General features: G+C 71.6%; 13 protein-coding genes. 6 read left to right on the top strand and 7 right to left on the bottom strand.

The window, feature by feature from the left end:
* Positions 1-628 precede the first annotated feature (628 nt).
* A complete protein-coding gene (locus HHX33_RS03090; protein WP_182873192.1) occupies positions 629-1,285 on the top strand; it encodes a GNAT family N-acetyltransferase in 657 nt (218 codons plus the stop codon).
* A gap of 86 nt (positions 1,286-1,371) precedes the next feature.
* Here HHX33_RS03090 and HHX33_RS03095 read toward each other — a convergent pair whose 3' ends face one another.
* Positions 1,372-1,908 (bottom strand): hypothetical protein, encoded by a 537-nt coding sequence (locus HHX33_RS03095; RefSeq protein ID WP_182873194.1) that lies wholly within the window; start codon positions 1,906-1,908, stop codon positions 1,372-1,374.
* Positions 1,909-2,146: 238 nt separating this feature from the next.
* On the opposite strand from HHX33_RS03095, the gene HHX33_RS03100 reads away from it, so the two are divergent.
* Positions 2,147-5,170 (top strand): AfsR/SARP family transcriptional regulator, encoded by a 3,024-nt coding sequence (locus tag HHX33_RS03100; RefSeq protein WP_182873195.1) that lies wholly within the window; start codon positions 2,147-2,149, stop codon positions 5,168-5,170.
* Between the two features lie 258 nt (positions 5,171-5,428).
* Here HHX33_RS03100 and HHX33_RS03105 read toward each other — a convergent pair whose 3' ends face one another.
* The gene (locus HHX33_RS03105; protein ID WP_396784051.1) at positions 5,429-6,919 is read right to left on the bottom strand and encodes a methyltransferase; all 1,491 of its coding nucleotides are present in this window, start codon (positions 6,917-6,919) and stop codon (positions 5,429-5,431) included.
* A 110-nt stretch (positions 6,920-7,029) separates the two neighbouring features.
* Between HHX33_RS03105 and HHX33_RS03110 the strand changes: the two genes are divergently transcribed.
* Positions 7,030-7,353 carry a hypothetical protein gene (locus HHX33_RS03110; protein WP_111697614.1) on the top strand — a complete coding sequence of 108 codons (324 nt, stop codon included), beginning with the start codon at positions 7,030-7,032 and terminating at the stop codon, positions 7,351-7,353.
* On the opposite strand, the gene HHX33_RS03115 is transcribed toward HHX33_RS03110, so the two are convergent.
* The gene (locus HHX33_RS03115) at positions 7,340-7,930 is read right to left on the bottom strand and encodes a TetR/AcrR family transcriptional regulator (RefSeq protein WP_111697613.1); all 591 of its coding nucleotides are present in this window, start codon (positions 7,928-7,930) and stop codon (positions 7,340-7,342) included. The genes HHX33_RS03110 and HHX33_RS03115 overlap by 14 nt on opposite strands.
* Positions 7,931-8,030: 100 nt before the next feature.
* Here HHX33_RS03115 and HHX33_RS03120 point away from each other — a divergent pair, with 100 nt between their 5' ends.
* The 3 genes from HHX33_RS03120 to HHX33_RS03130 all read left to right on the top strand — a co-directional run bounded on the left by HHX33_RS03120 (position 8,031) and on the right by HHX33_RS03130 (position 10,648).
* The gene (locus tag HHX33_RS03120) at positions 8,031-8,501 is read left to right on the top strand and encodes a winged helix-turn-helix transcriptional regulator (protein ID WP_220501393.1); all 471 of its coding nucleotides are present in this window, start codon (positions 8,031-8,033) and stop codon (positions 8,499-8,501) included.
* Between the two features lie 65 nt (positions 8,502-8,566).
* Complete coding sequence (locus tag HHX33_RS03125) at positions 8,567-9,382, top strand: SURF1 family protein (protein ID WP_182873197.1); 816 nt, start codon at positions 8,567-8,569, stop codon at positions 9,380-9,382.
* Positions 9,383-9,451: 69 nt separating this feature from the next.
* Positions 9,452-10,648, top strand: coding sequence for an amidohydrolase family protein (locus tag HHX33_RS03130; RefSeq protein WP_182873198.1), 1,197 nt, complete (start codon positions 9,452-9,454; stop codon positions 10,646-10,648).
* Here HHX33_RS03130 and HHX33_RS03135 read toward each other — a convergent pair.
* The 4 genes from HHX33_RS03135 to HHX33_RS03150 all read right to left on the bottom strand — a co-directional run bounded on the left by HHX33_RS03135 (position 10,645) and on the right by HHX33_RS03150 (position 14,159).
* The gene (locus HHX33_RS03135) at positions 10,645-11,013 is read right to left on the bottom strand and encodes a YkvA family protein (RefSeq protein WP_182873199.1); all 369 of its coding nucleotides are present in this window, start codon (positions 11,011-11,013) and stop codon (positions 10,645-10,647) included. The genes HHX33_RS03130 and HHX33_RS03135 overlap by 4 nt on opposite strands.
* Positions 11,014-11,113: 100 nt before the next feature.
* Entirely contained in the window at positions 11,114-11,761 is a 648-nt protein-coding gene (locus HHX33_RS03140) for a TetR family transcriptional regulator (RefSeq protein WP_310741187.1), read from the bottom strand.
* 59 nt (positions 11,762-11,820) lie between these two features.
* Positions 11,821-12,888: an aspartate-semialdehyde dehydrogenase gene (locus tag HHX33_RS03145; RefSeq protein WP_111697607.1), complete on the bottom strand. Its 1,068-nt coding sequence runs from the start codon at positions 12,886-12,888 to the stop codon at positions 11,821-11,823.
* Positions 12,885-14,159 carry an aspartate kinase gene (locus HHX33_RS03150; protein WP_111697606.1) on the bottom strand — a complete coding sequence of 425 codons (1,275 nt, stop codon included), beginning with the start codon at positions 14,157-14,159 and terminating at the stop codon, positions 12,885-12,887. Before HHX33_RS03150 ends, HHX33_RS03145 begins: the two co-directional genes overlap by 4 nt.
* Positions 14,160-14,179: the final 20 nt, after the last annotated feature.

The raw sequence follows: 14,179 nt of genomic DNA on the forward strand, positions 1-14,179 counted from the left end.
TAGTTGGAGCCACTGGCCAGGTAGTGATATCAGCACAACTCGTGCACCCAAGCCATAAGACGCATTCGCATTCCATATCTGCGTCGTCATCACGGCTCCAGCGGAAAGGAATCCTCGGAAACCGGCCGGGAGCCGTGTCTGCGGGTGCAGGTAAGTAGGAGGCCAAGGACGGGCTCGCCCCTACGACCGACAAACTCTCCGCACCATCGGCAGGCCCCCGGAAACCCTGTGACGGGACCGGGGGCGCGGCCCAGTGGGGCGAACCCGGCGCAATTCGGTGGCGGGACGGGGGCGCAACGTGCTGACGCGACCCGGCGTAACCCGCGTGACGGCCCGGCGCGGCCTGCGCGCAACCCGGGTGATGGGACGCCGGGAAAAGGGCGTCGCGGGTGCTGTCGGCGGGGGACTTGACACCCCGCAGAAGGCGTCCTCCCGATCGTGCCGAACGCTCCTCGGCGGACCGGCGGATCTTTGGCTGAAACTTTACCCTGGGCACCCGTGAACAGGAACGGCGATCAGCCGTCTGACCTGCGGATACTCGACCGGGCTCGGCCCTTAACCCACGCCCCGCCAAGATGTCTTGTGCCATTTGGCATCAGGCGTGCCCAGCAGCCCCCATCATGTGCTCATGCCCGCTTTTGTCACCCTGTCCGGGCGCTCCGTGCGCCTGGAACCGCTCAGCTTCGCGGTGCTCGACGATCTTGTCGCCGCGGCGAGTGAAGACCGTTCTACGTACGCCTTCACTCGCGTTCCCGTTGGACGGGACGAGATGGCCTCCTACGTGGAGGCCGCCTTGGCTGAGCAGGCGGAGGGCCGCACGATGCCCTTCGCCATCCGGTGGCTGCACACCGACCGCGTGGTCGGTGCCACCCGTCTGATGAACCTGGAGTACTGGCAGGGCCCGATGCCCTGGCCTCCGGGTGCCAAGGGCGCGGTGGGCGAGGTCCCGTCCGTCGCGGACATCGGGTACACCTGGCTCGCCGCGTCGGCCCAGGGCACCGGTGTCAACCGGGAGAGCAAGTACCTGTTGCTCTCCCTGGCCTTCGAGACCTGGCAGGTTCACCGGATCACCCTCAAGGCAGACGTACGCAACACCCGATCCCGGGCCGCCATCGAGGCCCTCGGCGCACACCTGGACGGTGTGCGACGGGCGGACAGCCGAGGCGCCGACGACACGGTCCGAGATACCGCGTACTACTCGATCCTGAGTCCCGAATGGCCCGCCGTACGCGAGCGTCTCCTCGCGAGGCTGGGCCTTCTGGAACCGGCGTCGGAAGCAGCCTGACAAGCCCCCATAGACAGATCCAAAGCCCAATAAAAAGGGAGCGGCCCGTCCCGGGAAGGGACGGGCCGCGTCATGCCGGCGGACGATCAGACGTCGTAGCCGTACTCGTCGTCGTAGGCGTTGTAGATCTCGTGCCAGCCACCGCACTTGACCGGGAACGTGCTGTACAGACCGATCTGGCAGACCTGCGCCTGGACCTGCGCGACGTCGTAGCGCCAGAAGTTGATCTGCTTGTAGCCGCCGGCGCCGCAGTACTTGTACGACTTGAAGCTGGAGGACCAGTCGTCCTCGCTGTCGTCCCAGTCCTGGACGCGGAACCGGATGTAGGCGCACTTGCCGCCGTGCCGGTAGGTGCGGTTGTCCTGGTCGTACAGCTTGCCGGTGACGTGGACCCGGTTCGACTCCTCGTCGTCGTAGTTCACGTCGATGTGGCCCTTGGCCTTGGCGAGGTGGTTGGAGGACCAGTAGGTGCCCCACCACTCGGAGTAGTCCCAGTCGTCGTCGTGGTGGGAGGCGGAGGCCGCGGACGCCGGGGCGGCGCTGGCGGCGGTCGTGAGGGCCGGCAGCCCGAGGGCGGTGACGGCGGTGGCAGCGGCGAGGCCGAGGATGATGGAGCGACGCATTTCGGTTCTCCTGTTCGAGGACGATCCCCCGATGCGGGGTGCTGTCGGGGTTGCGTCTCAGTGATAAGCCGCTCCGCCTGCAAATCGCTTTCACCGCCCGGACGGCGGTTTGCAGGCTGCTTTCAAGCACCTGAACGCACGCTGAACCCTGGTAAATCGGCGGGAGCGTTATACGGGCGCCTCGCCGCACGATCTATCATTTGCTCACGAATCTTGCCGTTCAGGAGACAGGTTCCACATGCCTGACCACGCCACCTCGGACGACCTGCGCTTCGCCGTACTGGGACCCGTCCTGGCGTGGCGCGACGGTGTCGAACTCGATCTCGGCACGCCCCTGCAACGCTCCATTCTGGCGATGTTGCTGCTGCGGGAGGGGCACGCGGTCTCGCCGACCGAGATGATCGACGGCGTCTGGGGGGAGGACGCCCCACCGCGTGCGCTGGGCGCGCTGCGCACCTACGTCTCCCGCCTGCGCACCGTCCTTGAGCCTGGCCGCTCGCCCAGGACGCCGCCGCAACTGCTGACCTCGGTGGGCCGGGGGTACGCGCTGCGGCTCGGCCCCGCCCGGTTCGACCTCGCCGTCTTCGACCGGGAGTGCGCCGCCGCCGAGTCGGACCGCCGTGCGGGCCGGGTGGAGCAGGCCGCCCGGCGGCTCCGCGGCGCCCTGGGGCTCTGGTCGGGCGAGCCGCTCGCCGGCGCGGTAGGGCCGTACGCCGAACACCAGCGCGACCGGCTGGCCGAGCGCCGCATCGGGGCCGTCGAGGCCCTCATGGAGGTCGACCTGGAGCTCGGCCGGCACGCGGAGATCATCTCGGAACTGGTCGCGCTCGCCGCCGAGCACCCGCTGCGCGAGCGGATCCGCGTCCAGCTCATGCTGGCCTACTACCGGTGCGGCAGGCAGGCCGAGGCGTTGGCGGTGTTCACCGAGACCCGGCAGGCGCTCGTGGACGAGCTCGGCATCGAGCCGGGCGCCGAGCTGAGCGAGATGCACCGGCGCATCCTCGCCGCCGATCCCTCGCTCGCCCCCGCGTCCCCTCCCGTACGGCTGTCGCAGCACGACGACGCCTGGGACGAGAACGGGGACGGGGAGACCGGCCCGGGTCACGGCCCGATGGTCGAGATGCCGCGACCGGCGCAGCTTCCGGCGGCGATCACCGACTTCACCGGGCGCACGCGCCTGGTGCACCGGCTGCTCGCGCTGCTGCGCGGCGAGGGCCTGGCCGGCGGCACGGCCGAGGGAGTGCCGATCGCGGCGATGTCGGGCATCGGCGGCGTCGGCAAGACGACCCTAGCCGTCCACGTGGCCCATCTCGCGGAGGACCTGTTTCCCGACGGCCAGCTCTACGCCGATCTGCGCGGGTACGGCGTCGAGCCCACCGCGCCGGAGACCGCGCTGGTCGCGTTCCTGCGGGCGCTCGGCATCCCGATGGACGTGATCCCCGACGGCCTGGCCGAGCGCTCGGCGTTGTTCCGGTCGCTGCTCGCCGACCGCAGGATGCTGGTGCTGCTCGACAACGCCCGCGACGCCGACCAGGTGGAGCACCTGCTGCCCGGCTCGGCCGGCTGCGCCGCGATCATCACCAGCCGGGGCAAGCTGGCCGACGTGCCCGCGGCGCGGCTCGTCGACCTCGACGTACTGGAGCCCGACGAGGCGCTGTCGCTGCTGGCCGCGGTCGCGGGGCCGGAGCGGGTGGCGGCCGAACGCGCGGCGGCGATGGACGTGGTGGCCGCCTGCGGCTTCCTGCCGCTGGCCGTGCGGATCGTCGCCGCCAGGCTCGCCTCCCGCCCGTCGTGGACGGTGGCCTCGCTCGTCACCCGGCTCGCCGACGAACGCCGCCGCCTGGACGAGATGAAGATCGGGAACCTGGCGGTCTCGGCCACGTTCGCCCTCGGGTACGGCCAGCTCGACGCCCGGCAGGCCCGGGCGTTCCGGCTGCTGTCGCTGCCGGAGGGCTCGGACATCTCGCTCTCCGCGGCGGCGGCGCTGCTCGACCTCACCCTCTCCGAGACCGAGGACGTGCTGGAGTCGCTGGTGGACGCCAGCCTGCTGGAGGCGCCCGCGCAGGGCCGCTACCGGTTCCACGACCTGCTCAAGCTGTTCGCCCGGCGGCAGGCGGAGGCGGCCGAGGAGCCCGGGGCCCGGGCGCTCGCGCTGCGCCGACTGCTGGGCTTCTCACTGGCGTCGGCGGGCGCGGCGCACCGGCTCGCGTACGAGGGCAGCGCGGTCGCCGACAACCTGGTCGACCTGGGCATGCGCGGCCACTCCTTCGGCTCCGCCGACGAGGCGGTGGCGTGGCTGTCGGCGGAGGCCGAGAACCTGTTCGCGGCGGTGGCCAGGGCGTACGGGTCGGGAGAGGACCTGCTCCCGGCGGCCGACCTGCTGCTGGCGCTGGAGCCGCTGCTGGAGTCGGGCACCAGCCAGCGCGAGTTCGAGCAGCGGGTGTCCGCGCTGCTGACGGCCGCGCGGAACGCGGGCGAGCAGCGCGCGGAGATGCGCTGCCGGTACATGCTCGGCCGGGTGCTGTTCGGCGCGAACCGGCTGGCCGAGGCGGAGTCGCACTTCCTGTCCGCCCGGGCCCTGGGCGAGGAGACCGGCGACCACGTCGTGCTCGGCGAGACGTGCAACGCGCTCGCGGTGGTCGCGGGACGGCAGCGCCGTCACACCGAGGCGCTCGACTGGTTCGACCGGGCCACGGCGATCTACCGTGAGGTCGGCAACCCCGCGGGCGAGGCGCTGGCGTCGTGCTACTCGGCCCGCGACCACCTCGGTCTCGGCCGGCCCGGCGACGCCATCGCCGCGGCCGAGCGGGGGCTGGCGGTCTTCTCCGAGATCGGCAGCGGCGCCGGGACCGCCCGGGCGCGCTATCACCTCGGCAACGTGTTGTCACACGTCGGACGGCTCAACGAGGCCGTCGTCCACCACGCCGAGTGCCTGGCCTTCTTCCGCGCGAGCAACCAGCGGGTCTGGGAGCAGCGGGTGTGCTACCGGCTCGCCGCTACCTTCATCGCCGCCGGTAGATACGCCGAGGCCGCCCGGCACGCCGAGGAGGCCCTCACGGTCAGCCGTGAGATCACCCACCCCTACGGCGAGGCGCAGTCACTGGCCGCGCTCGGCAAGGCCCTCATGGGCGTCGGAGAGGCCGCGCGGGGCGGGGACGCCCTGGACAAGGCGCTGGAGATCTACACCCGGCTCGGCTCGCCCGAGGCCGCCGACATCGCCGCGCTCCTGGCCGAGCAGACCCAGACCCAGGTCGACTCGTAGGTCGTCGTCCAACCGGCTCATCCGGACGTGGTTGATCACGCGCTCGCCCCTTCTCGTGTCCCGGAGACCTGTACCCCGCGGAGATCGGCCCGGCCGGCCGCCCGCCGCCTTGGGGCGCGCAGGGGGCCCGGTCCTTACCGGTGCGCCCCGTGGCGGCTCGCCGCCTCACATGAACGACCGGCCAGGCTTCGGTGCGGGCTCCGAACCCCCCCCGGAGCCCGCACATGACCAGAGTCGCCCCGGGCGGTCAACTTTCGATCAACGCGGGCTTGCAGCCGAGCTCGCGACCGACAGAAAGCCCTCGGCGACCAGCGGGCGGAGCGCCGCGGGGGCCCGGCCGAGCACGGCGTCCGGGTCCTCCCCGGTGAGTTCCGCGATCGCGGCGAGCAGCGGCCGCGTGGGCAGATCTCCGTCGCACACCCCTGCCAGCGCCGCCTCCACCGTCCCCACGGTGGCCGTACGGCGTGCGCCCCGGGTCTGCCGGAGCACGATGCGGGAGGGGTCGTCGGCGCCGGGCGGGCCGACGCGCTCCTCCACGACTCCGTCGGCCACCCGGAGGCGCGCGTCCAGCAGGTCCTCGTCGGACAGTTCGTGCGCGGCGCGGGCCGCCCGCAGGACCTCCTCGACCAGCGCGCCGGCCGGCGGCTCCACCGGCTGCGTCAGCTCCTCCACCCGCACCAGCGGGCTGAGCGAGCCGGAGTCGTGCAGGGCGATCCAGCCGAAGCCGACGCCGGTCACGTCCATCGACTCGAACCACGCGAGCCACTCGTCGTAGCGCTCCCGGTAGGCCGAGGTGCCGTGCTCGGCGGAGTCGCGCAGCCACAGTTCCACGTACTCGGCGGGGTCCTGCACGTCGCGTTGCACGGCCCAGCCGTCGCAGCCGGTCTCGGTGAGCCAGCCGCCCACCCTGTCCTGCCAGTCCTCGCCCTTGACGTGCAGCCAGTTGGCGAGGAAGCGGGCGTGCCCGCCCTGGGCGAGATGGCGGGGCGTGCGCCGGACGAGTTCGCGGCAGAAGTCGTCACCGTGCCGCCCGGTCTCCCGGTAGGTGTACCTGGCCTCCGGCGCGATGACGAACGGCGGGTTGGACACCACGAGGTCGAACCGCTCGCCGTCCACCGGGTCGTACATCGACCCCTCGCGCGCCTCGACGCCGTGCACGCCGGACAGCTCCCAGCTGAGGCGGGCGAGCCGCAACGCGCGGCGGTTCACGTCGGTCGCGACGACCTGGCCGGCCCGGGGAGCGAGGTGCAGCACCTGCACCCCGCAGCCGGTGCCGAGGTCGAGCACCCGCCCGGCCGGGGCGGCCCAGCCGAGCTGGGCGAGGTTCGCCGACGCGCCGCCGGCCCCCACGACGTGGTCGGGGCGCAGGGAGGGGTCCCCGGGCCGCACCTTGCGGTCGGAGACCACGTACGCCGGACCGGCCGCCCCCGCGTCCCACGGCTGGAGATGCACGGTGGCCTGGACGGTGTCGCCCAGCCGCACCAGCAGGCCGGTCTCGATGAGGTCCTGGAGGGGCAGGTCGGCGGCGGCCATGCTGACCGGCACACCCAGCCACCACAGGCGGATCAGCGCGGCGAGGGGGTCGGCGTCCCTGGTGGCGCGCAGCGCGGGCACGATCTCCTCGCGGGCCAGGGCCGAGGCCGCCATGTCGCCCAGCCGCTCACGTACGCCGTCGATCGAGTAGCCGGTCTCCACGAATCTGTCGCGAAGCCGTCGGACCAGGTCAGAAGGGGCGTCCACAGATCGAATGTATCGCGGCGCCGCCGGACGGCACGCGGACTTCGGCGGTAAGCCGTTGATAAGTGAAACTCAAGCAGCAGGCCTTATTCATATGGGGAACCCCCCGACCGAGGACCCCGATGCTGCTGCCCTGTCTGGCGTGCGACTGCCGCCTGCGCCCCGACGAGTACTTCGACGCCTGCCACGACTACAACCGGGCCAGGGACGTCGTCATGTGGACCTGTCCCCGCTGCGGCAACCGGGACGAGATCCGCGTCTTCCCGGGAGAGCTGGGCTTCGGGTACGCCCGCGGCAGGCGGTTCGACGTACAGGACCGCGTCCCGGTGCCGGGGCTGCGGCGCCACCGCTACGAGCTGCGGCTGGAGATCTGTCTCGACGGCCGGGTGTGGCGGGTGCTCAGCCGGGAGCTGCCGTCCCCCGGCGTGGGCGCTACGGCGTCTTGAGACTGTGCCAGGCGGCCTCGCCCAGCCCGCGGATCTCCTCCGCGGTGGGCTGGTGGGCGCCGCTGAACCACAGGCGGCACATCTCCTGCGCCGGGCCGAGCCACAGCACGTAGCACATGGTGGCGGGGACCGCCCGGAGCTCGCCGTTCTTCACGTGCGGCCGCCACCAGTCGGCGACCTGGCGGAAGAAGTCGCGCCGCGACTCGGCGACCTCCGGGCCGCCGGGCTCGTTGCGGCGGGGCGGGCGCTCGCTGATCAGCAGGCGGGCGCGTTCCGGGTGCTCGCCGCACCACGCCATGTGCAGGGCGACGATGGCCTCGATCCCGCCGCGGGCATCCTCGTGGCGGATGAGCTCGTCGACGAAGGCGTCCTGGTACGCCTCCAGGATCTCGGCGTAGAGCACCCCGTAGACGTGCTCCTTGCTGGTGAAGTGGTGATAGAAGCTGCCGACGCTGACGCCGCTCTCCTGACGGAGACTGGCGAGCGTGGTGGCGGACACGCCGCTCTGGCTGAACCTGCGCAGGGCCCCCTCGATGATCCTGGCCCTGCCGTCCCGCCCGCTTCTCACGTTGTTCACAAAGTCAATGGTGAACCAACAGAACCTTGTTCTGCAAACGCGGGGGTGGCTTCGTTCAATTGTGACAGAGCGGAAGGGGTTTGTGCATACGATGCGTGACATGCGGCGTTATCGGGTGGACAACTGCTCCATCGAGCGAACCCTCGCCGTGCTCGGCGAGAAGTGGACGCTCCTGGTGCTGCGGGAGGCGTTCAACGGCGTCCGGCGGTTCGCCGATCTCCAGGCGCGTACGGGTGCGCCGCGGCAGGTGCTCAGCGCCCGGCTGTCCCGCCTCGTGGACGAGGGGCTGCTCCGCAAGGTGCCCTACCGGGAGCCCGGCCAGCGCCAGCGCGACGAGTACCGGCTCACCCAGAAGGGGCTCGACCTCTACCCGATCATGATCGCCCTGATGCACTGGGGCGACCGCTACCTGGCCGACTCCGCGGGGCCGCCGGTCGTGGTGACCCACCGCGACTGCGGCGCGGCGGTCGCGCTGCGCCTGCTGTGCACCGACGGCCACGAGGTCGGCGGCCCACGGGAGGCGACCCCCCGCCCCGGTCCCGGCGCCCGGCTCGGCCTGACCCGTGCCTGATATCGCGTGCCTGATATCCCGTGCCTGAAATACGGACCACCCGTGGGGCTGCCTAGGCTGGTCACGTGTACCGGTTCCTCCTCTCACGCCGCTGGGTCGGCCTGCACCTGCTCGTGCTCGCGCTGATCCCCGCCTTCTTCTTCCTGGGGAAGTGGCAGTGGGGGCGGTTCGAGGAGAACTCGGCCAGAAGCACCAGGATCACCGCCAACCTCGCCGCCGCGCCCGTGCCGATCGACCGGCTCGACCGGCCCGGCGGGGCCGTACCCGAGAAGGACGGGCATCGCCTCGTCACCGCGACCGGGCGGTACGACCCCGCGCACGAACTCGTGGTGCGCCGGCGCACCCTCCACTCCCGCGTCGGGTTCTACGTGGTCACCCCGCTCGTCACCCCCGGTGGCGCCGTGCTGGTGAACCGGGGGTGGGTCCCGGCGGGCGCGACCGCGGACGCGCCGCCGCGGGTGCCCGCGCCGCCCGCCGGAGAGGTGACGGTCACCGGGCGGCTGCGCCCGGCCGAGACGCGGGAGAACAGCGGGATCAGGGTCCGCGCCGGACTGCCGCCCGGCCAGATCCTGCTGATCGACACGCCCGCGGTCGCCGGAGGCCTGCCGTACCCGGTCTACGGCGGCTTCGTCGAGCTGACCGAGCAGCGGCCGCCGGCTGGCTCCTCCCCCGAACTCCTGCCGCCGCCGGACGTGGGCGCCGGCGGCGGGCTCAACCTGGCGTACGCCGTGCAGTGGTGGTTGTTCATCGGGATCGCGGTGGGCGGCTGGGTCCTGCTGGTCCGCCGGGAGGCCCGCGATCTGCGGGAGGCCGGGGACGCCGTCCCCGAGGACGCGCCACGCGTCGTGATCACACCCAGTGACCGGGACACCGCAAGGTGAGCGAACGGATACCAACCGGAGACCTTGCAGCTTGTACCGTGTTATCCCTTGGCTTTACCGTTTACTCTCGTGACGACGCCGCTGCATCCCGACCCAGAGCCGAGGCGGCGGGACTACGTGATCATTTCGGTCGACGATCATCTGATCGAGCCGGCCGACCTCTTCGAGGGCCGTCTCCCGGAGAAGTACAAGGACCTCGCGCCCAAGGTCGTGGAGACCGACGCGGGTCACCAGGTGTGGCGGTACGGCGGCGCCACCTATCCCTGCGCCGGGGTCGACGTGGGCGCGGGCCTGCCCAAGGAGCAGTGGACCCTCGACCCCGTACGCTTCGACGACATGCGGCCGGGCTGCCATGACATCGAGGCCCGCATCGGCGACATGGACCGTGCCGGGATCTGGGCGGCCCTCTGCTTCCCCGGGATGCTGGCGAGCCAGGCGGGCGTGGCCTTCGGCCGCACCCGTGACCGGGACCTCGGGCTCGCACTGGTGCGGGCGTGGAACGACTGGCACGTCGACGTGTGGGCGGGCAGCTACCCCGAGCGCATGATCGCGCTCCAGCTCCCCTGGCTGCCCGACCCCGAGGTCGCGGCCAAGGAGATCAGGGAGAACGCCGCCCGCGGCTTCAAGGCCGTCGTGTTCCCCGAGTTCCCCACCCGGCTGCGGCTGCCGTCCATCCACAGCCGCCACTGGGACCCGTTCTTCGCCGCGTGCGAGGAGACCGGGACGGTCGTCTGCCTGCACACCGGGGCGTCCTCCTGGGCGCCGGTGCCCTCGCCCGACACCCCGGTGGAGGCGATCACCACGCTGATCCCGGCCAGCGCGATGTTCGCCTGCGCCGACTGGCTCTGGTCCGGGGTCGCGCTGCGCTACCCCAAGCTGCGCGTCCTCATCGTGGAGGGCGGCGTGGGCTGGCTGCCCATGCTGGCCGAGCGGGCCGACTACGCGCTCGACCACCCGGTCGCGGGCGAGCCGGCGTGGGAGGGCGGCCTGAAGCCCAGCGAGGTGCTCAGGCGCAACTTCTTCTTCGGCACCCTCGACGACAGCGCGCTCAGTTCGGTGCGGCTGGCCGTCGGCATGGAGCACGTCCTGCTGGAGACCGGCTATCCGCGCGCCGAGTCGACCTGGCCGGACACCCAGCGCACGGTGGCCCGCAACCTCGGCAGCCTGCCCCCGGCCGACATCGCCCGGGTCTCGTACGGCAACGCCGCCCGGCTGTTCGGCCATCCCCTGCCGTCACGGGCCTGGCTGCGGATGGAACAGCTCTAACGCCGCGTCCGCCCTGTGTGCGTGTGCGCCTGCGCGTGCGCCGGCCGGGCGCCGTTCTCCCACTCGACGAACTGCCCGCTCTCGCCGAGCAGCGCGGTCGCCAGCCACAGCAGGACGCCGAAGTCGTCGACGATCCCGATGCCCAGGAGGAAGTCGGGGACCACGTCGATGGGGGACACGATGTACGCCACGGCCATGCCGAGCATGGCCAGCTTGCCCTTCGTCAGGCCGTGATACTCACCCTTGACGGCGGCGCGGATCATCCGGGGCACGGCCTTGAGGCGCGAGCCCACGCCGGGCGAGCCCGGCCGGGACACCTCGCGGTAGGCGCGCCAGGTGGCCGCCGCACGTCCTGCCTTCACCATGAGGACACCTCCCGGGGGACACCGGTGCGAGCACCGGCTGAGGACGACACTGCCCGCCCTGTCCTCCCGTTAACGTACGGCCGCGCCCGCCCGGTTCCTGTCACGCCCGCAGCTCGTGCACCACCTCGATGACCTCCCTGGCCACACCCTTGATGCCGGGCAGGTGCGACAGGGCGACCAGCCGGTCGACGAGCGGGACGAGCCGGTCGATCAGACGGTGGGTGCGCGCGCAGCCGGGCGAGGCGTCGTGCACCCAGAACAGCACGACGCCCATCCACAGCATCCACAGCAGCTCGGGCAGCTCCTCGCGCAGCTCGTCGTCCATCCGGCCGGCCGCCCCGTCGACGACCTCCCGGTAGAGCGCGATGGCGGACTCCCGCGCGGGCGCCGACTCGGCGCTGAACGGGCTGAGCGGATTGCTGGGCTCGGCGGCGTGCTTGAAGAACTTCACCGCGAACTCGTGGTACGGCTCGGAGATCCGCACCCACTCCCGCAGCACGCCGCCGAGCCGTCCGGCGAAGGACCTCTCTGCGGCGAACACCTCGCGGCAGGCCGCCTCGTGCGACGCCTGCGCCCGGTCGTAGTACGCCTGGACCAGCTGTTCCTTGGACGTGAAGTAGTAGTAGGCGTTGCCCACCGACACGCCCGCCTCCGCGGCGATGGCACGCATCGTGGTCGCCTCGTACCCCCGCTCCCGGAACAGCCGGAGGGCCGTCTCGACGATGAGCTCCCGTGTCTTCTCGGCCACGATCGTCACTGTACGGCGCGGCCGGGCAGGGAGCGGGGGTCAGGAGAACTCAGCAGAACTCAGGCGAACTCGGTGGCGACGAGCGCGGCGATCTCGGCGGTGTTCAGCGCGGCGCCCTTGCGGAGGTTGTCGCCACACACGAACAGGTCGAGCGTGTTGGGGAAGTCGAGCGCCTGGCGGATCCGGCCGACGTAGGTCGGGTCGGTGCCCACGACGTCCGCCGGAGTGGGGAACACGCCGTTGGCCGGGTCGTCGAGCACCACGACGGTCGGCGCCGCGTCCAGGATCTCCCGGGCGCCCTCGACGGTCACCTCCCGCTCGAACGTCGCGTGGACGGCGAGCGAGTGGGTGGTCACCACGGGGACGCGCACGCAGGTCGCGGAGACCCGCAGGTCCGGGATGCCGAGGATCTTGCGAGACTCGTTGCGGACCTTCAGCTCCTCCGACGTCCAGCCGCCGCCCCTGATCGAGCCCGCCAGCGGCACCACGTTGAGCGCCAGCGGGGCGGGGAACGGCGAGTCGGCCAGGTCGGGCACGGTCTTGCGCACGTCACCGGCGGCCGTGCCCATCGTCCGGTCGCCCGCGACGGCCTCGATCTCGGCGTACAACCGCTCGGGGCCGGCCACCCCGGCGCCGGAGACGGCCTGGTAGGAGGCGACGACCAGCTCACGCAGGCGGTACTCGCGGTGCAGCGCGCCCATCGCGGCCATCATCGACAGCGTCGTGCAGTTGGGGTTGGAGATGATCCCCTTGGGCCGGTTGCGGGCCTGCTCGGGGTTGCACTCGGGCACCACGAGCGGCACGTCCGGGTCCATCCGGAAGGCGCCGGAGTTGTCCACGGCCACCGCGCCGCGCTCGGCGGCGATCGGCGCCCACTCGGCGGACACCTCGTCCGGCACGTCGAACATCGCGATGTCGACGCCGTCGAAGGCCTCCGGCGACAACGCCTGGACCACGACGTCCTCGCCGCGCACGCTCAGCACCTTGCCCGCCGAACGCGGGGAGGCGATGAGCCGGATCTCGCCGTACGCGTCGGACAGGTCGCGGCGGTTGGTCAGGATGTCGAGCATGACCGTGCCGACGGCGCCGGTCGCGCCGACTACGGCCAAAACGGGCTTGCGGCTCATCGTCCGGTACCTCCATACACAACGGCCTCGACCTGGTCGGAGTCGAGGTCGAACGCGCGGTGGGCGGCGGCGACCGCGGTGTCCACCTCGTTCTGCCCCACGACGACGGAGATTCGGATCTCCGAGGTCGAGATCATCTCGATGTTCACTCCGGCGTCGGCCAGCGCGCCGAAGAACGTGGCGGTGACGCCCGGGTGCGAGCGCATGCCCGCGCCGACGAGCGACACCTTGCCGATCTGGTCGTCGTACAGCAGCGACTCGAACGCGACCTGGCTCTGGATCTTCTTCAGCGCGGTGAGGGCCGTCTGGCTGTCGTTCACCGGCAGCGTGAAGGAGATGTCCGTACGCCCGGTCGCGGCGGCCGACACGTTCTGCACGATCATGTCGATGTTGATCTCCGCGTCCGCCAGCGTGCGGAAGATGGCGGCGGCCTCGCCGACCTTGTCGGGCACCCCGACCACAGTGATCTTGGCCTCGCTCCGGTCGTGCGCGACCCCGGAGATGATGGGCTGCTCCACTTCGGTCCCTTCGCTGTAGGGGTCGGAGACGACCCAGGTGCCTTCCCTCGTGCTGAACGAGCTTCTGACGTGGATGGGCAGGCCGAACCTGCGGGCGTACTCCACGCAGCGCAGGTGCAGGATCTTCGCCCCGCACGCCGCCATCTCCATGGCCTCGTCGTAGGAGATCCGCGGGATCTGCCGTGCCGAGCGGACGATGCGGGGATCGGCGGTGTAGATGCCGTCCACGTCGGTGTAGATCTCGCAGACGTCCGCGCCGAGCGCCGCCGCGAGAGCGACGGCCGTGGTGTCGGAGCCGCCCCGGCCCAGAGTCGTGATGTCCTTGCTGTCCTGGGAGACGCCCTGGAACCCGGCCACGATCGCGATCTGACCGGCGTCGACCGCCTCCCTGATTCGGCTCGGCGTGACGTCGATGATGCGCGCCTTGCCGTGCGTCGAGTCGGTGATCACGCCGGCCTGCGAACCGGTGAAGCTGCGCGCCTCGTGGCCGAGGTTGGCGATCGCCATCGCGAGCAGCGCCATCGAGATCCGCTCACCCGAGGTGAGCAGCATGTCGAGCTCGCGGCCGGGCGGCAGCGGCGACACCTGCCGGGCCAGGTCGAGCAGCTCGTCGGTGGTGTCGCCCATCGCGGAGACCACGACCACGACGTCGTTGCCCGCTTTTTTCGTCGCCACGATCCGCTGGGCGACCCGCTTGATGCAGGACGCGTCGGCTACGGAGGAACCACCGTACTTTTGCACAACGAGCGCCACTGGAATCTCCAACGAATCAG

Source organism: Microbispora sp. H10670 (genome assembly GCF_014161385.1).
Lineage (GTDB): Bacteria > Actinomycetota > Actinomycetes > Streptosporangiales > Streptosporangiaceae > Microbispora > Microbispora triticiradicis.

Bases quoted from the DNA above. Each gene is read 5' to 3' on its own strand.
- HHX33_RS03090 (WP_182873192.1), top strand. From the start codon at position 629: ATGCCCGCTTTTGTCACCCTGTCCGGGCGCTCCGTGCGCCTGGAACCG.
- HHX33_RS03095 (WP_182873194.1), bottom strand. From the start codon at position 1,908: ATGCGTCGCTCCATCATCCTCGGCCTCGCCGCTGCCACCGCCGTCACC.
- HHX33_RS03100 (WP_182873195.1), top strand. From the start codon at position 2,147: ATGCCTGACCACGCCACCTCGGACGACCTGCGCTTCGCCGTACTGGGA.
- HHX33_RS03110 (WP_111697614.1), top strand. From the start codon at position 7,030: ATGCTGCTGCCCTGTCTGGCGTGCGACTGCCGCCTGCGCCCCGACGAG.
- HHX33_RS03120 (WP_220501393.1), top strand. From the start codon at position 8,031: ATGCGGCGTTATCGGGTGGACAACTGCTCCATCGAGCGAACCCTCGCC.
- HHX33_RS03135 (WP_182873199.1), bottom strand. From the start codon at position 11,013: ATGGTGAAGGCAGGACGTGCGGCGGCCACCTGGCGCGCCTACCGCGAG.
- HHX33_RS03145 (WP_111697607.1), bottom strand. From the start codon at position 12,888: ATGAGCCGCAAGCCCGTTTTGGCCGTAGTCGGCGCGACCGGCGCCGTC.